Annotated in this window: 19 protein-coding genes; 12 read left to right on the top strand and 7 right to left on the bottom strand. The window is 57.4% G+C overall.

From position 1 onward, the window contains the following. Positions 1–27 precede the first annotated feature (27 nt). Genes HMPREF2981_RS03205 through HMPREF2981_RS03195 form a run of 3 tightly spaced genes read left to right on the top strand, consistent with a single transcriptional unit; the run spans position 28 to position 2,862 of the window. Entirely contained in the window at positions 28–519 is a 492-nt protein-coding gene (locus tag HMPREF2981_RS03205; RefSeq protein WP_070660912.1) for an NUDIX hydrolase, read from the top strand. Continuing rightward, positions 519–1,631 (top strand): glycine betaine ABC transporter substrate-binding protein, encoded by a 1,113-nt coding sequence (locus tag HMPREF2981_RS03200; protein ID WP_246825237.1) that lies wholly within the window; start codon positions 519–521, stop codon positions 1,629–1,631. The genes HMPREF2981_RS03205 and HMPREF2981_RS03200 overlap by 1 nt, the downstream gene beginning before the upstream one ends. Before the next feature lie 7 nt (positions 1,632–1,638). Next, complete coding sequence (locus HMPREF2981_RS03195) at positions 1,639–2,862, top strand: pyridoxal phosphate-dependent aminotransferase (protein WP_070660787.1); 1,224 nt, start codon at positions 1,639–1,641, stop codon at positions 2,860–2,862. Between the two features lie 113 nt (positions 2,863–2,975). Here the strand turns inward: HMPREF2981_RS03195 and HMPREF2981_RS03190 are convergent, their stop codons facing one another. Next, the gene (locus HMPREF2981_RS03190; RefSeq protein WP_048751915.1) at positions 2,976–3,257 is read right to left on the bottom strand and encodes an exodeoxyribonuclease VII small subunit; all 282 of its coding nucleotides are present in this window, start codon (positions 3,255–3,257) and stop codon (positions 2,976–2,978) included. 22 nt (positions 3,258–3,279) lie between these two features. Then, positions 3,280–4,590 carry an exodeoxyribonuclease VII large subunit gene (gene xseA, locus HMPREF2981_RS03185; protein ID WP_070660906.1) on the bottom strand — a complete coding sequence of 437 codons (1,311 nt, stop codon included), beginning with the start codon at positions 4,588–4,590 and terminating at the stop codon, positions 3,280–3,282. A gap of 128 nt (positions 4,591–4,718) precedes the next feature. On the opposite strand from xseA, the gene HMPREF2981_RS03180 reads away from it, so the two are divergent. Then, positions 4,719–5,963 (top strand): MFS transporter, encoded by a 1,245-nt coding sequence (locus HMPREF2981_RS03180; RefSeq protein WP_070660784.1) that lies wholly within the window; start codon positions 4,719–4,721, stop codon positions 5,961–5,963. Positions 5,964–5,990: 27 nt separating this feature from the next. Then, positions 5,991–7,076: a 4-hydroxy-3-methylbut-2-enyl diphosphate reductase gene (locus HMPREF2981_RS03175; RefSeq protein ID WP_004005183.1), complete on the top strand. Its 1,086-nt coding sequence runs from the start codon at positions 5,991–5,993 to the stop codon at positions 7,074–7,076. 55 nt (positions 7,077–7,131) lie between these two features. On the opposite strand, the gene HMPREF2981_RS03170 is transcribed toward HMPREF2981_RS03175, so the two are convergent. The 4 genes from HMPREF2981_RS03170 to HMPREF2981_RS03155 form a co-directional block, all read right to left on the bottom strand. Next, on the bottom strand, positions 7,132–7,764 hold the full coding sequence (locus HMPREF2981_RS03170; RefSeq protein ID WP_070660781.1) for a response regulator transcription factor: 633 nt from the start codon (positions 7,762–7,764) through the stop codon (positions 7,132–7,134). Then, a complete protein-coding gene (locus HMPREF2981_RS03165) occupies positions 7,757–8,983 on the bottom strand; it encodes a sensor histidine kinase (RefSeq protein ID WP_070660779.1) in 1,227 nt (408 codons plus the stop codon). Before HMPREF2981_RS03165 ends, HMPREF2981_RS03170 begins: the two co-directional genes overlap by 8 nt. Positions 8,984–9,096: 113 nt before the next feature. Further along, the gene (locus HMPREF2981_RS03160) at positions 9,097–9,858 is read right to left on the bottom strand and encodes an ABC transporter permease (protein WP_070660777.1); all 762 of its coding nucleotides are present in this window, start codon (positions 9,856–9,858) and stop codon (positions 9,097–9,099) included. 2 nt (positions 9,859–9,860) lie between these two features. After that, complete coding sequence (locus HMPREF2981_RS03155; RefSeq protein WP_070660774.1) at positions 9,861–10,796, bottom strand: ABC transporter ATP-binding protein; 936 nt, start codon at positions 10,794–10,796, stop codon at positions 9,861–9,863. 332 nt (positions 10,797–11,128) lie between these two features. Here HMPREF2981_RS03155 and ychF point away from each other — a divergent pair, with 332 nt between their 5' ends. The 7 genes from ychF to HMPREF2981_RS03125 all read left to right on the top strand — a co-directional run bounded on the left by ychF (position 11,129) and on the right by HMPREF2981_RS03125 (position 19,873). Further along, positions 11,129–12,232 carry a redox-regulated ATPase YchF gene (gene ychF / locus HMPREF2981_RS03150; protein ID WP_070660771.1) on the top strand — a complete coding sequence of 368 codons (1,104 nt, stop codon included), beginning with the start codon at positions 11,129–11,131 and terminating at the stop codon, positions 12,230–12,232. Between the two features lie 39 nt (positions 12,233–12,271). Continuing rightward, positions 12,272–14,422 carry a site-specific DNA-methyltransferase gene (locus tag HMPREF2981_RS03145; protein ID WP_070660769.1) on the top strand — a complete coding sequence of 717 codons (2,151 nt, stop codon included), beginning with the start codon at positions 12,272–12,274 and terminating at the stop codon, positions 14,420–14,422. After that, the gene (locus HMPREF2981_RS03140; protein ID WP_070660766.1) at positions 14,423–16,999 is read left to right on the top strand and encodes a DEAD/DEAH box helicase; all 2,577 of its coding nucleotides are present in this window, start codon (positions 14,423–14,425) and stop codon (positions 16,997–16,999) included. A 66-nt stretch (positions 17,000–17,065) separates the two neighbouring features. Then, positions 17,066–17,572, top strand: a complete 507-nt coding sequence (locus HMPREF2981_RS03135; RefSeq protein ID WP_070660764.1) for an SLATT domain-containing protein — start codon at positions 17,066–17,068, stop codon at positions 17,570–17,572. Beyond that, positions 17,569–18,414, top strand: coding sequence for a nucleotidyltransferase domain-containing protein (locus tag HMPREF2981_RS03130; protein ID WP_141756658.1), 846 nt, complete (start codon positions 17,569–17,571; stop codon positions 18,412–18,414). Before HMPREF2981_RS03135 ends, HMPREF2981_RS03130 begins: the two co-directional genes overlap by 4 nt. Positions 18,415–18,533: 119 nt before the next feature. After that, positions 18,534–18,788, top strand: coding sequence for an Abi family protein (locus HMPREF2981_RS11245; protein ID WP_141756657.1), 255 nt, complete (start codon positions 18,534–18,536; stop codon positions 18,786–18,788). Positions 18,789–19,396: 608 nt separating this feature from the next. Then, a complete protein-coding gene (locus tag HMPREF2981_RS03125; protein WP_246825236.1) occupies positions 19,397–19,873 on the top strand; it encodes a type 1 glutamine amidotransferase domain-containing protein in 477 nt (158 codons plus the stop codon). 131 nt (positions 19,874–20,004) lie between these two features. Here the strand turns inward: HMPREF2981_RS03125 and HMPREF2981_RS03120 are convergent, their stop codons facing one another. Further along, positions 20,005–20,217, bottom strand: a complete 213-nt coding sequence (locus HMPREF2981_RS03120; RefSeq protein ID WP_070660758.1) for a TOBE domain-containing protein — start codon at positions 20,215–20,217, stop codon at positions 20,005–20,007. Positions 20,218–20,540: the final 323 nt, after the last annotated feature.

Below are 20,540 nucleotides of genomic sequence, written 5' to 3'. Positions count from 1 at the left end.
GGTAAACTTAACATCATGGCATTGGTAATGGAAACTCGTCCCGCAGCCTACGCGGTCATTATCGAGCAGGGCAAACTGCTCATGACCCGCTGGGTGCCCGAGGACCGCGCCCAAAGCCCGCTCTGGTCGCTGCCCGGCGGAGGCATGGAACCGGGCGAGCAGGCCGACGAAACCGCCCTGCGAGAAACCCTCGAAGAAACCGGGTACAACGTTGCCATCGAAGATATTTTAGGCGTGCACGCCGGGCATTTTCCCGCGCGTAACGGGCTCTCCGACAGCACGCTGCCGTTCTGCGCTCTGCGCATCGTCTACCGCGCCCATGTGGTCACCGGCGAGCTGCGTGCCGAAGAGAACGGTTCTTCCGACAGCGCCTGCTGGGTGCCTATCGCTGAACTCGATACCCTGCGCTACGGCACCCTCATCGACGAGGTCGCATCCATGATGGGCTTTCAAAATGCCGCCGCCTGGTCGCGCGAATACCAAGAATTTCTTGCCGACGAGAACGCGAGGAAAATCTAGTGCATTACCCAAACCGCCCCGCGCCTACCCGCCGCACCATGATAAGCGCCTTAGCCCTAGCTCCGCTTCTTGCCGCTTGTTCGTCAGAGGACGATAAACCGAAAGTTGATCCTTCAGCATCAAGCTACGGAACCCTGCGCGTGGGCATCGGTGCCCTGCGCGAGATGCGGGCGGTCGCATACCTGTACGCTCAGGCGCTTCGCAACGTGGGATATAACGTTGAAGTCGTCACCAACGAAGACAGCCGCAGCAAATTTCTGGATGCGCTCAAACAGACCGAAGCGAACACCCCCGAACCAGACACGCTTGACCTTGTCATCGACTACAGCGGCGATTTGCTTCTGCATCTTACGAATGACGGCAAACTTAGCCCCGCGCAAATTCAGGCGGAGCGTCAAGCTGCCAGTGCCAGCGCATCTGCGGCGAGTGCCGGGGTCACACTACCGCCAACCCCCACCAACACGCCTTCGCATGATGCGTCTGCCTCCGAAGGTGCAACCGCAAGCCCCAGCGGAGCCATTAACGCGCGCGCGCTGAATATTACCGATACTGTTGCCGCTATTAACCGTGTGCTCCCTGAACATCTGGAACTTCTAGACGTTGCCAACGCCCAAAACCGTGATGTTCTCGTGACCACTCGCCAAAATGAAGTGCAGCATAAACTTCGCAGCCTCGCCAATCTTGCGGATGTAAAATCTACCCTAAGTTTTGCTCTTACCAGCGGATACACCAGCAGCAATTACGGCGTTGCAAGCCTCAAAACCGTCTACAAATACACGGTCGAAAACCCTATTCTCAACGAAAATTCGGCAGAACGGGTGAGTATGCTCAGCAAAGACACCGCGCAGGTGGTTCTTTTGCACAGCGCAGACCCGGCGATTGAGGATAACCGCTTCACAACTCTCGAAGATCCACAGACTACGCAGCTGAACCAACAACTTCTTCCGATTGCGCGTCGTAACCTGCCAGATAGTGCACGCGAAGCTATAAACCGCGTATCATCTACATTAGATACGGGAAACCTATCGTTCTTGCTTCGTCTTACGAGCGGTACTAACCCCATCGCTGACGACGAGGCCGCGAAATTCTTATTAGAGCATCCAAGGAAGTAATGTAATTATGGCGAAGTACCGTCAGTCCTCAAAGCTGAACAACGTCCTCTACGATATTCGCGGACCTATTCTCGAAGAAGCCAACCGCATGGAAGCGCTTGGCCACCGCATCCTCAAACTCAATATTGGTAACCCCGCCCCCTTCGGATTTGAAGCGCCGGATGCGATCATGATGGATATCATCCGCCACCTGCCCGTCACACAGGGTTATTCCGATTCTCACGGGCTGTACTCTGCGCGCACCGCCATTGTGCAGTACTACCAGAATCGCGGGATTCTTGACCTTGACACCAACGACATATATCTGGGCAACGGCGTTTCAGAACTGATTCCTATGACCCTGCAGGCACTATGCGAACCGGGCGATGAAATTCTGGTTCCAATGCCCGACTACCCGCTGTGGACCGCCTCCACCACGCTCGCAGGCGGCAACCCCGTGCATTACCTGTGCGACGAAGAGAACAACTGGTACCCGGATATTGAAGACATCAAGTCAAAGATTACCGAGCGCACCAGGGGCATTGTGATTATTAACCCCAATAACCCTACCGGTGCCGTGTACTCCCGCGAGATTCTGCAGCAGATTGCTGATGTAGCGCGCGAACATGAGCTCGTGGTCTTTGCCGACGAAATCTACGAGAAGATCACCTACGAAGGCGCCGAGGCTATCAACATGGCCACCATCACCGGTGATGATGTGCTTTGCATGACCTTCTCGGGGCTTTCCAAAGCATACCGTGTCTGCGGCTACCGCGCCGGATGGCTCGCCATTACCGGGCCGAAAGAGGATGCTAAAAACTATATTGAGGGCATTACCCTACTCGCGTCGATGCGCTTGTGCTCCAACGTGCCCGCCCAGCATGCAATTCAGACCGCACTCGGCGGCTACCAGTCTATTGACGAACTCGTTGCCCCCGGCGGGCGTCTCTACGAGCAGCGCACCCTGGCGTATCGTATGCTCAACGAAATCGACGGCATTACCTGTGAACAGGCCGACGGCGCGCTCTACCTGTTCCCCAAAATTGATACCGAAAAGTTCAACATCAAGAGCGACGAACAGTTCATGCTTGACCTGCTCAAAGATCAGAAGATTCTCTTCAGCCACGGCAGCGCCTTCAACTGGCACAAGCCCGACCACTTCCGCCTGGTTTTCCTGCCGGATGTGCAGACCCTCAAGAGCGCGCTTGAGCGGCTGGGTAACTTCATGGCGGATTACAAACAAAAGAATTAGCGGGGTTTGCTAGGCGGTTTTCCTGCGCTAGTTCACGCCCACTCCTACTGCTCTTGATGTGTTATCAAACGGATTTTTTCACGCCTGGTAACACATCAAGAGCTTTTTATGCCTTAGTCTTCGGACTCGGAACCCTCAGATTCAGCTTCTTCATCCGTTGTATCCTGAGTGTTACGCACCGCGTGCAGGCGTTCTCGGGCACCCTCAAGCCAGGCTTCGCACCGAGAAGCTAACGCCTCACCGCGTTCCCACAGGGCTATCGAAGACTCCAAATTTGAGGTGCCAGATTCCAGCTGCCGCACCACATTCTCAAGCTCGGAGCGCGCCTGTTCATAGCTTAGGGTCTCGACGGGAGCGCCCAGCTCTTCCGTATGAAAACTAATATTCTCAGACAATGATGTACCTTCCACCAGAGAGTTATAAATCAAGATTTGAGTCGTATGTTTTGACCACGCTGACCTCGGCGCCGCCCACCGCCGCGCGCATTGTCAGCTTGTCATGGACCGATAGAGTCGTGGCATTGCGTACCAGTTCACCATCGGCACGCTGCACAATCGTGTACCCCCGCTTGAGCGTTTCCATGGGCGAGAGCGCCCGCACCCGCGCAATCGTATGCGAAATCGCGTCCCGCTCGCGCGCCACACGGTACTCCACCGAACGGGCGGCTCGCTCCCGCAGCCGAAAAATATCCTCACTGCGCCACCCTAAATCCGTTTCCGGCTGGGTCAGCACCGGGCGCTCATGCAGCTGCCGAATATACTGCTCCTGATAGTTCAGGTAGCCTAAAACCGCGCGATCGGCACGCGCTCGCGCCTCACGAATAACCGCCAGTTCCTCGGCGACATCAGGCACAATACGCTTACCCGCATCGGTGGGGGTAGAGGCGCGAACATCCGCGACGGCATCCAGAATCGGACTGTCTGCCTCATGCCCAATTGCCGAAACGACCGGAGTTTGCGCCGCCGCCACGGCACGTACCAGAGCCTCATCAGAGAACGAGAGCAAATCCTCAAACGAACCGCCGCCGCGGGCGATCACAATCACATCAACCTCAGGATGCGCATCCAGCTCGCTCAGCGCCGCCATGACCTCGCTCGCCGAGCCTTCGCCCTGGACCTTCACGTTCCGTACCTCAAACTGTACTCCGGGCCAGCGTAGCGAAGCATTGCGAATCACGTCCTTTTCGGCATCGGAATCACGCCCGGTAATCAGTCCCACACGATGCGGCAGCAACGGGAGCGGCTTCTTACGGGCATCCGCAAACAACCCTTCGGCGGCCAGTTTTTCGCGCAGTATTTGCAGCTGTTCGTGCAGGTTACCCGTGCCCACCGCATAGATACGCCGCCCAATCAGGGAGAGCCGACCGTTCTTCCACAGGCTGGGCTTCGCTAGGGTCACCACCCGTGCGCCAACCTTCACATCCGAACCCAGGCCGCGCCCCGCCTGCCCAAAAAGGGCGAGCGTAAACGAAAAATCTTCCTGCAGATCCTTCAGCTCGATAAAGACGTTCCCGCCGCGCCCGTTGAGGGAAGCAACCTGCGCCTCAACCCACAGCTGCGGAACCTTATCGATATAGTTCTTCATATTCTGAGCCAAAAGTGCCAGAGGCCAAGGGTTCTGCGGTGTAGTCTCCTGCGACTTTGCAGGAAGCTGCCGCTCAGCCGCAGGCGGCACAATCGGGGGAGCCGACTGCGGGTATTCATGGTGCGCTGCCGAAAAATCAGTCATAACCCCATTCTCTCCCACAGCCTGCGATTTTGCCCATCTTTCGGTCATGCGCGTACTCTTCACGTCACAGTTTCCGCTGAGGGCACACTCATTCAACCTTTTCTGCCGAACCCGGTAATCTGTAACCTATGGGTGCACATGACGACCCCCAACCCCACGAACCCAAGCGCACGATCAAACTTGAGGTTCCAGAGGACTCACCAGACACCACCCGCGTATTGCCCGAACCTCCGCGCGATGACTACCGGGTTATCTCCAGCGAACCGCATGATCTTGAGGGCGCGGATGAAACCACCACGCTCTTATCCGCGCCCGAGATAAACCAGCAGACGCGAGTGCTCAACGAGTCCTCTGATGCGCTGCGCCCGCACAGCGAAACCCCGGAACCGACGGGTGCTCCCGTAGCCAACCTGGCGAATCAGAAACCGCAGCGGCATGTGCTAGAACCCACCAGCGTCTCAAAGCTGCGGTACGCCCTAGCGATTCTCGCCGCATCCTTGAGTATTCTGTGCGCCCTAACGGGTTCGGTTGCCAGCTGGGTCAATCAAAACCTCATCAGCCAATCCGGGTTCAACCAGCTCAGCACCCAGCTGGTGGAAGACCAAGACTTTCAAAAACGAATTGCCGATGCCGCCGTCACCGATGTTATGAACTCTGATGCGGTCAAACGAGTCTTCCCCGAATCCGGCAACAACTTTCTCACACAAATTCTGAGCACAAGCCGCGACGAGGTGAAGAAACGCCTCAGCGAGAATGCACAGAGGCTCACCGGAACCTCCGAATACCGCACCATGTGGCGGCAGGTTGCGGCAGATACGCACACCTACAACCTGGCGCATCCTGATGATCCAGCCGCGCTCGACATCAGCGCCTTCTATCGTGAGCTTGATGCCCGTGTGGGCAGCATCGGCATATACGACCCCGATATTTCATCCTGGGGAAAACACCTGATACCTATTGACCGTGACGGAAACCCCGTGCAGCATGCGGTGCAGCGGGCGCAGTGGGTTGGAAGTATGTCCGGAGCACTGATCGCAGCAAGTATTATCGGTCTAGTGATCGCCCTGATTCTGCTTCCGCGCGGACGCTTTGTGCTTCTGACCTGTGCATTCCTGATTCTTGCGGCGGGTCTGTGGATTCTGAGTGCGGTCATGGCGCAGCAAACCCCGCAGACACTTGGGCTCAGTACCGACAGCACGGTGGGAACTGTTTTCTTGGACGGCCTGGTGAATACGGCGCGCCCCATGCTGACGGGTCATCTGAATTCGCTCGCAAGTTACAGTGCATGGGCGGCCGTGGTCTCGCTTCTGGGTGGTATTCTTGCCAAACTCGTTGCGCTCACTGCGAGCGGCACCACAGTACGCACACACTAGAGGAACAAACAACGTAGGATAGTAGTCATGTCCACTGAAACCATTTCCCTCGGTCTGCCGCCGCTGCCGCGCACCCGCCGAAGCCGCGCCGATATTGAGGCTGCAACCCCCGTCACGAGCGCCAAAAAGGTACTGCTGGCCACCCCACGCGGGTACTGCGCCGGCGTTGATCGTGCCGTGATCGCCGTTGAGAAGGCTCTCGAACACTACGGTGCCCCGGTGTACGTGCGTAAACAGATTGTGCACAACCGTCACGTGGTGGAAACCCTCGAACAGCAGGGTGCCATTTTTGTGGATGAAGTGGACGAAGTACCTGAAGGTTCCGTAACCGTATTTTCAGCGCACGGAGTTTCCCCGGCGGTTGTATCTGCCGCGGGGGAGAGGCAGCTGAACACGATTGATGCGACCTGCCCGCTGGTGAATAAAGTGCACCGTGAGGCTGTTCGTTTCGCAAAACAGGACTACGATATTCTGCTCATCGGGCATACCGGGCACGAAGAAGTCGAAGGTACCGCTGGTGAAGCACCCGAACATATTCAGATCGTGAATTCGCCTGATGAAGTGGACTCGGTTACCGTGCGCGACCCCGAGAAGGTCGTCTGGATTTCACAGACCACCCTCTCTGTGGACGAAACCCTAGAAACCGTGGCGCGGCTGCGCGAACGGTTCCCCTCCCTTCAAGACCCGCCCTCAGACGATATTTGCTACGCAACCTCAAACCGTCAGGGCGCTATCAAAGAGATCGCCCCACAGTCAGATTTAGTGATCGTGGTCGGGTCTGCGAACTCTTCAAACTCTGTGCGGCTTAAGGAAGTCGCGCTAGAGTACGGTGCCAAACGCGCCGAACGTGTGGACTTCGCCCATCAGGTGGATGAATCCTGGTTTGAGGGTGTGGCGACCGTAGGGCTGACTTCTGGCGCATCGGTGCCCGAGGTGCTGGTGCAAGAGGTACTGGCGCTACTGGCTGAATACGGGTACGAGAACATCGAAGAGGTAGAAACCGCGAAGGAAGACATTCTCTTCTCCCTGCCCAAAGAGCTGCGCGCTGCCTTGAAAAACGACGAAAACACGGGCCGCCAGTTGGGAGGTCGCGGGGCAAAACCCACGCGATAGTTCGCACCTTACACGAACTTACGCTCCCGAATTAGCGGTACAACCGCAGGAAGCCCTAAAGCCAACCGTTATCGGCGGCTATACGTATTGCCTCCTGCCGGTTCGAGGCGTTAAGCTTCGCCATCGCAGAAGACAGATGGTTGCGCACCGTACCGGGGGAGAGGAACAGCTGCTCACCAATAGCGCGCGCCGTAGCACCATGACCGGCAACCCGCAGAATTTCGGTCTCACGCTCGGTTAGCGGAGACTCCCCATACGCCAAAGACTCTGCCGCCAACGCCGGATCCACCACATGCATACCCGCATGAACACGCCGAATACCCTCCGCCAGCTGGGATGCGCTCGTATCCTTCACCATAAACCCGCTCGCCCCAGCGGCGAGAGCACGCCGCAGGTACCCCGGTCTGCCGAAGGTCGTCACAATGAGCGAACGCACCGGCTCGCCGGTGAGCGTCACCAGTTTCGCATCCCGAATCGCAGCCGCCACATCAATACCGCTGGAGAGCTCAGAACCGGGCATTTCGATATCGAGAAGCACCACATCCGGGTGATACCGGTTGATCGCCGGAATAACCTCATCGCCGCCGCCAACCTGCGCGACCACCTCAATATCGTGTTCAAGCCCCAACAGCGCGGCCAGCGCCTCACGCACAAGCTGCTGGTCATCGGCGAGCATAATCTTAATCATCTGTATCTCCCGAAAGCTCGATCTCGGCGGTATTACCGTCCATACTAACCCGAACCCGCGTACCCCTAACGTCCACCGCCCCAGAACCGGCAGGATGCGCCCGCAGCCAGTGCGCCGGAGCATCCTCAACAATAAGGGTTCCGCCCGCAGACTCCACACGGCTCTTCATGCCCTTAATACCGCTTCCGGCGGCATACTCGGCGGGAATACCCACCCCATTATCAAGAATTTCAAGCCCGGTATTACTCAACCGCACCTCACAAAAACCGGCCTGCGAATGCCGCACAATATTCGTCACAGCCTCACGCAGCACCCACGAAAAAAGCGAAGAATTCACCCCAAACACTGAGAGAGCACGTTCCGCATCGGGCAGTTTCGCGGCGATCGACGCCGTCTGCAAGGCACGCGCCGACGCCTGAATCTCGCCCGAAAAATCCGGGATGCGCAGCCGCGTCACTGTCGAACGAACCTCCGCCAGCGAAGACCGAGAAAGCTGGGCAATCGCCTCAAGCTCCGCATCGGCACGGTCAGGGTCAACATGCAGAAGTTTACGCGCCAAATCAGCCTTAAGTGTGATCACGGTCAGAGAATGCCCGAGCACGTCATGTACATCGCGGGCGATGCGCTCGCGCTCGCTGACCATATCAAGTTTCGCTTGGGTTTTGTCGGCGTTTTTACTCAGCTGGATTAGGTAGGAGAACGCCATAATCCCGATCATAGGGATTCCCAACGATAAGGTTAGACGGGATTTATCCGCAAAATTGATAGGAAACCCGTCAGAGAACATATAAATTATCCAGGAAACTGCCGCTATGACGAAGGCGCCGCGAATCCGCGTGCTGTAGGGAATGTCCTCGGCAAAAGTCCACAGTGCCACAAAATAAATGGTGAACCCGATGAGTACATCTGCCGGTGGAATGGCGGCTATCAGCATTACGCCACATACGGGCATGAGGAGAAGAGCCGTCCAGAGAAGCATCCGCCTGAAATATGATGACGCCGGAAGAACCCAGGGGACCGTATACGCGGCAACATCTATGATCGAAAAAACGGCCAGGCAGATAATGACGTACACATGCTTCCACACCGGAGCATTAGGCTCTAAAAGACCGTCGTAGATGTACCCCAGGTATACGAGCCAAGGTGCGGAGAATCCTAGGCTAATCCAGTCGATAGTGCGGTTTTCAGGTGTTTTATTGCGGGGTTTTAGCGGTGTCATATGCTCCTCCTGGACTCTAGTATAAAGACGACTTTGTGCGTAGCGCAGAGGGCGCATCCGGCGGTGTGAATACCGGATGCGCCCAAAACCTAGCAGCCGTTGTCGTGAAAGACCTAGCGCCGCGTGGTTCGCCGCATAAGGAGCATGGTCGCCAGAATGAACAGCGCGCCCCAGGCAGCGAAGCTAACAACGCCGTACCAGAGTGGTTCGATCATGTTCCAGTCGGGGCCGCTACCGTTGATAATCGTGAGCCCTTGAGTGAAGGGATAGCGGGAGATTTCGGCGGCACCGTACAGCGGAGTGAACCGGGCGTAGGGCATAAGGTCTTTGGTGAGCGGGGCAAAGAGCGTGCCGAAGAATGAGAACACCACCAGAACGCCGTTGGCAATACCCACTGCGCTTTCGCTGGGTACCAGAAGCCCGATGGCCAGCCCGAAGAACCCGAAGACCATAGCGCATAGTATGCTGAGCGCGGCGCAGGCGATCTGCTGATTTAGCGGTATATCGATTCCGGTAAGGCGGGCAGCAATGTTCACTGCTATGACGGGTACCGCCGCCATTACGAACGCCACACAGCATTTGGAAAACAGATATTTACCGGTATTCATGGGGGTGAGGGCTAGCTGCCTGCCCCATCCGGCCACGTTTTCGACCACGGTCAAGCCACTGACCGATACGGTGCTGCTGATAGCGCCGTAGAGTGCCATGCCGATCATGACATAGGCGGAGGCGTTACCGTCTGCGACTTTGACCTTTGCGTAGTCCTGCAGCGCGCCGAAGAGCATGTAGAGCCCCACAGGCAGGATGATTGTGTAAAACACGGAAGACGGCGACAATACCGACCGGCGAATTTCGTAGAGCGTGTAACGTAGCATGTCTAGGACTCCTTTGTGGCGCTAGATGCGGCTGAATCGGTGTCTGAGGTGAGGAGCATGAAGGATTCGTCCATGGAGGGCTTCACGATTTCAAGGTCACTCACAATCTGTGTGTTGAGCAGAAGCCGCACGAAATCTTCGGCATCCGAGACGTTCAGTCGGTGGCGGTATTTGCCGTTTTCCTGGGTAATTTCGACCTGCTGATGCGGTAGATCGTCAAAAGTGAGGGGCGCATCCACCAGGAAGCTCACGTGCCGGTACCCGGTAAGGTCACGGATTTCTTCGGACGTACCATCGGCAATAATGGCGCCGTCACGCATGAGCACAATGCGCTGCGCGAAGTTCTGCGCCTCTTCCAAGTAGTGGGTTGCGAAGATAATGGTTTTGCCGGTTTCGGCGAGCTTATCCATGCGTTCCCAGAAGGTGCGGCGGGCGGTAACATCCATGCCGGTGGTGGGCTCATCCAGAATAAGGATATTGGGGTCATGCATGGTGGCGATAGCAAACCGGATGCGCTGCTGCTGCCCGCCGGAGCATTTGCCGACTTTGCGATGCGCCAGCTCGGTCAGGTCTGCGCTGGCAAGCACCTCATCAATGTCGATGCGGGTGGGATAGAGCGTGGCGAGCATTTCGAGGGTTTGCCGCACGGTCAGGTCTTTGAGGAGCCCGCCGGTTTGCAGAACGGCCCCAATATCGCCGCGCTGCACCGCCTTTTTAGGGGAGATACCTTGCACGGTGAGGGTTCCTCGCGCCGGTTCGGTCAGCCCCAGAATCATATCAATGAGAGTGGTTTTGCCTGCCCCGTTGGGGCCGAGCAGGGCTATGATTTCGCCCTTGCTGATGGTGAGGTCGAGATTATCAACGGCGGTGAGGGTGCCGCCTGGAACCCGGAAAACTTGGGTCAGATTCTCTGCCTGAATAACTGTTGTCGTGTTCATGCTTCTAGTACACCAGCTTGTGCCGGGTGCTATAAGTGCGTGCTGTCATGACGTACCCATGACAGGTGTCATGGTTTTTTTGGATGCGCCGCCTCGGCGGTGTTCTCTTTTGCGAGTTATTGTGCGTCAGATGGCCATTTAAGTCGCCCAATACAAAATAAACTCCAAAATAGCGGGGGAGGGCGGGCGCGTATCCGGCGGGGAAGGAGCACGAACCTCACCCTTCAGCGCAGAGTAACCGCCCGCGCGGTAGAATGTTAACTGTCTGTGCCTGCGCCTGGTATCACTCGGGGTTGTGGGCGAATTATCGTCGTCATTATGAAGGATTTTCTGTGGCTCTGACTATCGGCATTGTCGGTCTTCCTAACGTGGGCAAGTCCACCCTGTTCAACGCGCTCACCCGCAACACGGTGCTGGCGGCTAACTACCCGTTCGCTACGATTGAGCCGAATATCGGTGTGGTGAACCTGCCGGATGCCCGCCTGAACCGGCTCGCCGAGATTTTCGGGTCTGAGCGTATCCTGCCCGCAACCGTCTCGTTCGTTGATATTGCGGGTATTGTAAAGGGCGCCTCTGAGGGTGAGGGGCTGGGGAATAAGTTCCTGGCTAATATTCGTGAGGCACACGCGATCGCGCAGGTGGTGCGCGCGTTTGATGACCCTGACGTGATTCACGTGGACGGTAAGGTTGATCCTGCCTCCGACATGGAGACCATTAATACCGAGCTGATTTTGGCGGATTTGCAGACTTTGGAGAATGCGATTCCGCGTCTTGAGAAGGCCGTGAAGATTAAGAAGGGCGATGCCGCCCAGCTGGAGACTTACAAGCAGGCGCAGCAGATTCTTGAGGATGGGAACACGATTTTCTCGCGTGCGGCTGCTGAGAAGCTTGAGATGGCGCATTTGAAGGAGCTGAACCTGCTGACCGCTAAGCCTTTCATCTACGTGTTTAACGCGGATGATGGTGTGCTGGCTTCTGAGGAGAAGCAGGCCCAGCTGCGTGAGCTGGTAGCCCCGGCGGAGGCTGTTTTCTTGGATGCGAAACTTGAGGCTGACATGGTGGAGCTCTCCGAGGAGGAAGCCCGCGAAATGCTGGAAATGAGCGGTCAGGATGAGTCCGGCCTGGACCAGCTGGCTCGCGTGGGCTTCTCAACCCTGGGGCTGCAGACCTACCTGACGGCTGGCCCGAAGGAATCGCGCGCCTGGACGATCTATAAGGGTGACACGGCACCGCAGGCGGCGGGCGTGATCCACTCCGATTTTGAGCGTGGCTTCATCAAGGCCGAGGTAGTTTCCTTCGATGACCTGGATGCGGCAGGCTCCATGAACGAAGCAAAAGCCCGCGGCAAAGTCCGCATGGAAGGCAAAGACTACATCATGGCCGACGGTGATGTGGTTGAGTTTAGGACAGGGCTAACGTCTGGGAGCAAGAAGTAAGAGCTAGTTCGCATAAGTGCGGGCGAGGAGGGTATACCATTGTCGAGACTGACGGAGCTGCTGCGGCAGGCGCGTAAGACTGATCCGCAACTCGGTGCTGACTTGGAAGCCGAGATCGCTGCGCTGATCAAGCGCCGTACGTTCGGACTCGTCTTCGAGCAACATCAGCCCGAAGCAGTCGAATTACCCGGTAGGCCGGTGCGACGTGGCGACAAGGTACGGATGCTTGCGCCCCGCGGGAAGACGAATATCGGCGACCAGCGGCTGTGGCGAGTTTCGGGGATCAAACGGGTCAATGGACAGCGGGTGACGTATCTCGCGGAGTTGGACGCCGAAGAGCCTAAGACCCACTCTATCCTCGCTGACGACGTTGTGGTCGTTGCGGAGTTCCGCGACCGCATCTACCCCGGCCTGGTGGAGACAGGCAGGGTCGAGCGGGGCGGGGACAAGCCGTTCCACACGGTTATCAACGCGGAGAACTACCACGCCTTGGAGATGCTGACGTACACGCACAGGCACGCCATCGACGCTATCTATATTGACCCGCCGTACAATACCGGCGCAAAAGACTGGAAGTACAACAACGATTACGTTGCCAGTGATGACGACTATCGGCATTCGAAGTGGCTGGCTTTCATGGAGCGACGCCTGAAGCTCGCTCGTGAACTGCTTAACCCAGAAGAATCAGTGCTGATCGTCACGATTGACGAGAAGGAGTACCTTCGGCTGGGACTTTTGCTGGAACAGACGTTCCCGGAGGCAGACATCCAGATGGTGGCGTCGATGACGAACAAGAAGGGTTCGAGCAGGCCAGGAAGATTTTCCCGCGCCGATGAATACCTCTTCGTCATTTATCTTGGCGATGCAAAAGTCCTACCGAGTGGTGACAACATGCTGACCAACGCTGAGGCGCCACGGAAGCAAAAGACCATTTGGAACAGCCTCTTGCGACGAGGGGATGATGCTTCCCGCTCTTCAAGACCAAATATGTTCTATCCGGTATGGGTGGATCCGGAGACAGAACAAATCACGACAGTTGGTGATGCGCTCCCTATGGATGTCGACCGAAACTCCATCACGCCTCCGATTCCAGGACTGAAAGCCTGCTGGCCGCTACGATCCGATGGCTCTGAAGGGCGCTGGCAAGTGGGCGCCCCCCGACTTCGCTCGCTTCTTGAGCAGGGATACGCGAAGCGGGGATCATGGAATCGCTCCACGGAGCAATGGGCTGTGCTCTTCCTCAAATCCGGGCAGATCAAGGCTATTGAAGCAGGTGAGATCGTATCGAATGGCGAGCTTCTGGGAGGCGGCCTCGATCTGTCGTGGTCAGACTCCGGATCGAACCTGGGGGGGAGTGCAGCGCCGAGAACACTTTGGGTGCGAGACTCCCACGACGCCAGCGTATACGGGTCGACATTTCTTCGCGCCATGCTTCCGGGACGCAAGTTCCCGTTCCCGAAGTCGCTGTACGCTGTCGAGGATACCTTGCGGTTCTTCGTTAAAGATAAGCCAGAGGCGGTTATACTTGACTTCTTCGCTGGTTCGGGAACGACGGCGCATGCGGTGATGCGCTTGAATCGCCAGGACGGTGGGCGTCGGCAGTGCATATCGGTGACCAATAACGAGGTTTCGGCAGACGAGCAGGCGAGACTCCGTAAGCAGAAACTTCGTCCTGGTGATTCTGACTGGGAGGCGCTGGGCATCTGTGACTACATCACGAAGCCGCGCCTCACGGCTGCGATCTCCGGCCAGACCCCGGAGGGCGCACCGATAAAGGGGGACTACAAGTTCACTGACGAGTTCCCCATGTCTGAGGGCTTCAAGGAGAACGCCGCGTTCTTCACCCTCACCTACGAGGCTTCGCTGTCAGTCCGACACAATCGGGCGTTTGAGAGGGTCGCGCCGATTCTGTGGCTGCGGGCGGGCTCGCACGGTCGGATCATCTACGACCTTGGTGAGGACGGCTGGGACGTGGCTGAAGCCTATGGCGTCCTAGAGAACCTGGATCAAGCCGACGAGTTCGTTGCGGCTGTGAACGCTCGTGATGGCATCGAGATCGCCTATGTCATCACGGATGACGACAGTTCCTTCCAGATGGTGTGCCGGGAACTGCACAATGGTGTCTTGCCGGTGAGGCTATACGAGTCGTACCTCCAGAACTTCGAGATCAACACGGGACGGAGCATGTAGATGCGTTACACGCTGAAGGACTACCAGGCCGAGGCCGTCCGGGATGTGCTGCGGAACCTGGAACGTGCCCGAGACTCATACCGTCGTTACGGTGCGCTATCGCAGTTCTCACTCACGGCGACCACGGGTGCGGGCAAGACCGTAATGGCCGCCGCCGTGATTGAATCACTGTTTTTCGGTAACGACGAGTTCGACTTCACGGGTGACCCAGGCGCGGTCGTGCTGTGGTTCTCGGACGACCCGGCTCTGAACGAGCAGTCTCGTGCGCGAGTCCAGGCCGCCGCGAGCGAGTTGGACCGCTGTCTGTGCGTTGTGCCCACGACGTTCTCCGAGCCAACTTTCCGGCCGGGCAATGTGTACTTCCTCAACACGCAGAAGCTGAGCAAGAACTCCCGCCTGGTCAAGGGTGCGCCCGAAGTCAATGATGTGATTCCGGGCCTAGAACCGCGTCCGGACGAGGTCCAGTCCTCTATCTACGACACGATCACGAACACCATTGCCAACAAAGATCTGACCCTTTACCTCGTGCTCGACGAAGCGCACCGCGGTATGGGTACGCGCGCACGCGAACGGTTCACCATCGTGCAGCGGCTCATCAACGGCCAGGGCAGCGTGCCTGCGATGCCCGTCGTCTTCGGTATCTCGGCCACGGTTGAGCGGTTCGAGGCCGCGATGAAGGACGCCAAGGGTCGTGACGCCCTCCCATCAGTACAGGTTGACTCCGCGTTGGTCCAGGCGTCGGGACTCTTAAAGGACGACATTGCCCTGTCGATCCCTGCCGAGGATGGCGCGTTCGAGACCGTGCTCCTGACCAAGGCCGTCGAGAAGATCAAGGCCTCAGAGCGCGCCTGGAGCGACTATGCGCGCGAGCAGGGTGAGACCGAAGCCGTTCGCCCACTGATGGTGGTTCAGGTCGGAGATAAACCTTCACATGAGGCCCTCACCCGAACACTGGACACGATCTACGAGGCCTGGCCGGACTTGCCCTACGACGCTGTGGCAAACGTCTTCGGAGAGCACGCGGACCTGACCGTCGGGCAGCAGGTCGTGCCGTATATCGAGCCGCAGAGGGTTCAGGACACAACGCATGTGCGGGTGTTGCTTGCCAAGAGTGCGATCTCCACCGGCTGGGACTGCCCACGAGCCGAGGTGCTCGTCTCGTTCCGTCCGGCCAAGGACCGCACCCACATCACGCAGCTGCTCGGGCGGATGATGCGCACACCGCTGGCTCGGCGCATTCCCGGCAACGAACTGCTGAACTCGGTGGACTGTCTGCTCCCGCTGTTCGACCGCAAGACCGCGACTGGTGTCGCGGAACTGCTGATGAAGGGGGCCACGAGTAAGGACGCCGACGAAGGAGAAGACGGTGGCGGTGGTCTAGGCCGCAGGGTACTGTTCGACCCGATCCCGCTGTATGCGAACCCTGCCATCGCTCAGGCAGTGTGGGAGCGGTTCTCAGCCATCCCCTCGGTGACGATCCCGAAGAAGAACGTCAAGCCCATCCGCAGGCTCACTGCACTGGCTACGGCTCTGTCGAAAGACCACCTCATAGATGAGGCTGTGGAGCAGGCGTACAAGCACCTACACGCTGTCCTCAACGGGCGGGCGGTGCAGTATAGGGAGAAGATCACGAAGGCACGCGAGGACGTGCTCACAATGGAAGGCGAGGAAGTCCGAGGCCGGATCGGCGGCGGGTTCTCCTACCGCCCGTTCTCTGTCAGTGCTGACCCGCGCGCCATCGAGGACTACTACCGCACGTCCACCCGTGTGTTGAGCCCGGCTTTGTGCGCCTCCTACGTCGGCCACCTGGTCGGGCCAGACGGCGACGAAGACGAACTCCTCGAAGCTCACATCACTGTCGCCTCTCTCGGGCGTGTCCCCGAGATAGCGCAGGCCGTCGAAGCCGAGGCAGATGCGCTAGCCCGTGACTGGCTTACGCGGACTCGCGTAGCACGCAAGGGGCTGACCGACGAGCGCCAGGCTGAGTACGACCGTCTGGAGTCGATGTCTACCACCCCAGAGCCGATCAGCCTCACTACGCCGAAGAACGGCCAGGCCGACACCAAGGTACGCCATCCGGACGGCTCCGAGGAGGACTTGCCCACCCGCGAGATGCATCTGCTCGCATCCGCGGACGGGACAGTCCCGATCACCTTGAACGAGTGGGAACGCAAGGTCCTCGACTCTGAAGCCGCGCAGCCCGGCTTCCAGGGCTGGTACCGTAACCCTGAGCGGGCCGCGAAGGAATCCCTCGCCGTGGCGTACAAGGACGAGGTAGGCGACTGGAAGGCGCTGCGCCCTGACTTCATCTTCTTCGGCACCAACCACGACGGCGGCGTCGCCGTGGACCTCGTAGACCCGCACGGGCACCACCTTTCCGACGCGCTGCCGAAACTGCGAGGACTGGCTGACTTCGCCGAGCGGTTCGCGAACGACTTCCGCCGCATCGAGTCCGTGGCCGAGACGGGTGGCGTGTTGCGTGTCCTCGACGTCACCAAGCCTCGCGTGCGGGAGGCGATCCGCAATGCCCAGAGCGCCAAGGCACTGTACGAGTCGGAGTTGGCCTGTGACTACTGACCTGCTCATCCAACCCGCGCCCGTTCCTAGTGTGCGGGCCGGTATTCGTCGCGCAGGGAGGCACTGATGATGGGAGAATCGCAGCGAGCGGCCATCCAGGCGGAGGTGGCTCGCGTTCACGAAAGCGCGGTCTTCTCGGCGCAGGGCCAGTTCGAGGCAGCCAAAGCGTGGAGGACGCTCCACTGGACTCTCGGTGTCCTCACTGCGGGGCTCAGCACACTGGCTGCGGTGCTGACGTTCGCCACCGATGCTCAGGTCGCGTCAGGAATCCTTGCGGTGGTAGCGGCCATTGCTGCTGCGCTACTGACGAGCAGCCGTCCCGACAAACTCGCTGAGCGGGCTGTGGCTCGAGGCAACGACTACACGACATTGCGGAACGACGCACGGCGTGTGTTGCACGTGCAGGTTCCCAGCGATGAGATCTCTGTTCTTCGGGAAGCGCTCGACGGACTCGCCGAACGTGCTTCCGATCTTGACCACACCTCAGACCCGATTCCGCGCTTTGCCTACAATAAGGCCAAGCGCAACATCGACCGGGACGGTGGGCAGCAGTTCGAGGTTGATGCCTCGTGAGTGCGACAGCACTTTCCACGTTGGAGTCGCTGATCCGCACGATGACTCCAGACGAGTCAGCGCGCACTGCCGCTGCGAAGCACCGCAAGGAGATCGAGGACTGGCTCACGTGCGACCTGGGGATTATCCGCATGCGTGAGACAGGCTCATGGCATCACGGCACTGCGCTCGACAGGGTCAGCGACGTGGACTACTTCGTCTCGATGCGCGGCAGTCGTCCCTCTGTCTCCTCGACGGCTCTCGAAGAACTGCGCGCATCGCTGTCGCGCGGCATACCTGGCGCGTACATCTCAATTGACCGTCCAGCCGTGCGTCTGCGCTACTTCGATGACGGTCCCGATGTGGAGATTACGCCCGCCTATATCCGGGACACCGACGATTATGATATTCCCGATCCTGATAGCACCGGATGGATACGAAGCAACCCGGCAGTCCACCTGGAGTACGTAGATAGGGCGCAGAAGGAAACTGACGGTCGCGCCAAGGGCCTTATCCGTCTCGTGAAGACCTGGAAGTCCTGGAACAACGTTCCGCTCTCGTCGTTTTATCTTGAGATGCGCACTGCGCAATATGCGCTCAACAATAAGCCGATCATCTACGACTGGGACCTTCGTGATTTCTTCAAGAGTCTCGCCAACAGCGGACTCCGGGAGATGAACGATCCGACCAACTACGGACGGAGAATTACGACAGGCACGAGCAACCTCGCAGAGTCGATCACCGCGAAGTATGCGGTCGAAGAGGCCGCACGCCTGTCATGGTTAGCGCGCGAAGCGGCGGAGGCCGACGACCATCCCACCGCGATCCGTCATTTGCTCACCCTGTTTAACTACGAGTTGTAGACAATCCTTCGCACGTGCTGTCCTGCGGTCGTCGGCTTGTAGGGGATCGTCAGTCAGGTATAATCGGGTGTGGATAGGGCTCTGTACGTCTCTTACGTTTTATGCGGTAGTTTGGGTTTATGAACACGACGTCGATGACACCCCGCAAGGCAGCCATCTACCTGCCCATCAGCCAGGACCGAGAGATAGACGGGCTCGCCATCTACTGTCAGCGAGAGCAGTGTGACCTTTGCTCGCTTCAGCTGCACAGCTGGCTTAAGGCTCTTAACTTAGTGCGAAACACATGCGCTCATCACAGTCGCTTTTTAACAAAGTACATATTATCTCGCCTAAGTTACCTGCTACAGGTACCCATACTGACCTTGACTGCATAAATACCGACTGGAAACGTACTTTCGGACAACTTACACTTGTACAGTTTCTATTAGACCGTTTCGCCGTCGGTAATAAAAAACTTGTTGCCAGCAGTCATACAAACGTATCTAAAAGTTTAGGGAGTCCCTATTTCACTTATAGGAGCCCCTAATCACTGGCAAACGATAAGTAAGCTATGAACTATCTAGAACAAATAGCGTTTTGTTTAGAGTAGGATATTGCCAAAATTATAGAACCTATTCATACTGGTTGAATATGAGTAATATATTCCCAAATATTTACATCACGACACTGTGTACCGCAAGACCTATCAATGGGTGTGGTTCTGTGTGACTAACGTGTAAACATCACCCTATACCCCAGCTAATATAGGTTCATGGCTAAAAGAATCTTGCACATCGTGACGAATGTTGGTCAGTAAGATAATGGCGACCCGACGGGGCTGTGGCTATCTGGGCTGACGACCGCCTGGGATAGGTTTGAGTGGGAGGGCTTCGAGCAAGACATCGCCAGTCCGCGCGGGGGAGACGTCCCCTTAGAACCTCGCTCCCTGAAATTCCCGTTCCGCAATGAGAGCGCAAAATCCTGGCTGAACAGCCCGGAACGCATGGCGCTCCTGAAAAACACCCGCCCCCTCCGATCCATAGACCCGAACACCTACGATACTATATGCCTAGCCGGTGGGCACGGCGCCATGTTCGACTTCACGCATAACTCCGAGCTGCACAACCTCATCGCCAGCACATACGAGCGGGGTGCGGTCGTCGCATCCATAGGGCACGGGTACTGCGGGCTTCTCAACGTGCGCCTGAGCGACGGAAGCTACCTGGTGAACGGCAAAATACTGGCTGGGCCCTCGTGGATGGAAGAGAAGCTTTCTTTAGTGTCTCGAAAAGTTCCCTATAACGCCGAAGAACTAGCCAAAGAACGCGGAGCAGACTATATTCGCTGGAAGAGGCCTTACAGGGGCTCAGCGGCAGCGACTAATGGACTGGTTACGGGGCATAACAACTCCTCATCGGCTGATACTGTTGCAAGCTCTGTGTGCGATGAACTCGCTCGGCTCGACTCTCTGAAGGCTTAAGGCTCGGAGCCTCTGTAACTAGTTTTAACGTGCTTGATCCCGGTGCGGTTATCGTAAACCATACCGGGATCGAGCTTTGCTTCTTTCGTGTTGCCCGGTGCCGGGAGCACTCGGGCGCATAGGGGAGAGGATTAGTCCTCAACACCAACCATGACGTTGGATGCCTTGATAATAGCGGTAGCGGGCTTGCCAACCTGCAGCCCAAGCTCCTCAATAGCGGCGTTGGTAATCGAGGAAGAAACAATCAGACCGGGAGCGATCTCAATCTTTACAATGCCGTTGGTAGCGCCTTCGGTAATCTCAACAATGGTGCCAGTGAGCTGGTTGCGGGCAGAAAGCTTCATGCTCGGTTCCTTCCATAGTAAACGAATATCCCCTACATGTTACATGTCTTAGTTTTTGCGAGCATCTTCCTATGCGGGTATTAACTCTCAAGCCCCAGGGCTTACGCCAATTCCTGCAATGCGAAGCCGGGGTAATACTTGGATAGATCTGACTCAAGCACATGTATTTCATGGATAAAATATTCAATATTTCTTATTGTAAGAAGTTTAGAGAAAGAGTTATTTTAATTTTATAATACATATCTATTCTTTATTGTGTAATATATCCACTTATTTACACCCTGTTATAAAAAATATTTGCAAAATCTGGAAAATTCCTGACA

This window comes from Rothia sp. HMSC069C01 (genome assembly GCF_001814655.1).
Lineage (GTDB): Bacteria > Actinomycetota > Actinomycetes > Actinomycetales > Micrococcaceae > Rothia > Rothia dentocariosa.
The sequence above is the reverse complement of the archived record's forward strand: the minus strand, read 5'-3'. Positions and strand labels throughout refer to the sequence as shown.

What these genes read in the sequence shown, in the direction of transcription:
- HMPREF2981_RS03120 (WP_070660758.1), bottom strand. Translation starts at nt 20,217, where the DNA reads ATGAAGCTTTCTGCCCGCAACCAGCTCACTGGCACCATTGTTGAGATT.
- HMPREF2981_RS03195 (WP_070660787.1), top strand. Translation starts at nt 1,639, where the DNA reads ATGGCGAAGTACCGTCAGTCCTCAAAGCTGAACAACGTCCTCTACGAT.
- HMPREF2981_RS03205 (WP_070660912.1), top strand. Translation starts at nt 28, where the DNA reads ATGGAAACTCGTCCCGCAGCCTACGCGGTCATTATCGAGCAGGGCAAA.
- HMPREF2981_RS03175 (WP_004005183.1), top strand. Translation starts at nt 5,991, where the DNA reads ATGTCCACTGAAACCATTTCCCTCGGTCTGCCGCCGCTGCCGCGCACC.
- HMPREF2981_RS03170 (WP_070660781.1), bottom strand. Translation starts at nt 7,764, where the DNA reads ATGATTAAGATTATGCTCGCCGATGACCAGCAGCTTGTGCGTGAGGCG.
- xseA (WP_070660906.1), bottom strand. Translation starts at nt 4,590, where the DNA reads ATGACTGATTTTTCGGCAGCGCACCATGAATACCCGCAGTCGGCTCCC.
- HMPREF2981_RS03180 (WP_070660784.1), top strand. Translation starts at nt 4,719, where the DNA reads ATGGGTGCACATGACGACCCCCAACCCCACGAACCCAAGCGCACGATC.
- HMPREF2981_RS03135 (WP_070660764.1), top strand. Translation starts at nt 17,066, where the DNA reads ATGATGGGAGAATCGCAGCGAGCGGCCATCCAGGCGGAGGTGGCTCGC.
- HMPREF2981_RS03140 (WP_070660766.1), top strand. Translation starts at nt 14,423, where the DNA reads ATGCGTTACACGCTGAAGGACTACCAGGCCGAGGCCGTCCGGGATGTG.
- HMPREF2981_RS11245 (WP_141756657.1), top strand. Translation starts at nt 18,534, where the DNA reads ATGAACACGACGTCGATGACACCCCGCAAGGCAGCCATCTACCTGCCC.
- HMPREF2981_RS03125 (WP_246825236.1), top strand. Translation starts at nt 19,397, where the DNA reads ATGGCGCTCCTGAAAAACACCCGCCCCCTCCGATCCATAGACCCGAAC.
- HMPREF2981_RS03165 (WP_070660779.1), bottom strand. Translation starts at nt 8,983, where the DNA reads ATGACACCGCTAAAACCCCGCAATAAAACACCTGAAAACCGCACTATC.
- HMPREF2981_RS03155 (WP_070660774.1), bottom strand. Translation starts at nt 10,796, where the DNA reads ATGAACACGACAACAGTTATTCAGGCAGAGAATCTGACCCAAGTTTTC.
- HMPREF2981_RS03160 (WP_070660777.1), bottom strand. Translation starts at nt 9,858, where the DNA reads ATGCTACGTTACACGCTCTACGAAATTCGCCGGTCGGTATTGTCGCCG.